The sequence below is a fragment of the Mesorhizobium sp. M7A.T.Ca.US.000.02.2.1 genome, from assembly GCF_003996995.1.
Lineage (GTDB): Bacteria > Pseudomonadota > Alphaproteobacteria > Rhizobiales > Rhizobiaceae > Mesorhizobium.
Map to the genome: position 1 here is coordinate 1 of NZ_RZTT01000871.1, position 612 is coordinate 612.

At 66.0% G+C, this 612-nt stretch carries 2 pseudogenes; one reads left to right on the forward strand and one right to left on the reverse strand.

The features are described from left to right. Nucleotides 1-513 (reverse strand): annotated as a pseudogene (locus tag EOD15_RS35215) (DNA repair protein RadA); the annotation flags it as partial. Here EOD15_RS35215 and EOD15_RS37160 point away from each other — a divergent pair. After that, a pseudogene (locus tag EOD15_RS37160) lies at nt 430-612 on the forward strand (hypothetical protein); the annotation flags it as partial. The pseudogenes EOD15_RS35215 and EOD15_RS37160 overlap by 84 nt on opposite strands.

Consider the following 612-nt stretch of genomic DNA (forward strand, 5'->3'; position numbering starts at 1 on the left):
CGAAATCCGGTAGCCTCCGGCGACATTGAGATAAACATCGTGGCTGCCGAATCGCACGCCGCAATGGGCTTCGAGAACCGCCAGGATCATCGACAGCCGGGCGCCGTCCCAGCCGACGACGGCGCGGCGCGGCGTGCCGAGCGAGGAGGGTGCGACCAGTGCCTGGATCTCGACCAGCACCGGCCTTGTCCCCTCCATGCCGGCGAAAACCGCGGCCCCGGGCGATTTTGCATGGCGCTCGCCAAGGAAAAGCTCGGACGGATTGGCGACCTCGCGCAGGCCCTTGTCCGACATTTCGAAGACGCCGATCTCGTCGGTCGGGCCAAAACGGTTCTTCACCGTGCGCAGGATGCGGTAATGGTGGCCGCCTTCGCCTTCGAAGTAGAGCACGGCGTCGACCATATGCTCGACGACACGCGGCCCGGCGATCTGGCCTTCCTTGGTGACATGGCCGACCAGCACGATCGCAGCACCCGTGGATTTCGCGTAGCGGATCATCGCCTGGGCGGCGGCGACCCAGGCATCGGCAAGTCGACCCTGCTCACCCAGGCGGCCGCGGCACTGGCGTCAAAAGGACACCGCATCGTCTATGTCTCGGGCGAAGAGGCGGTC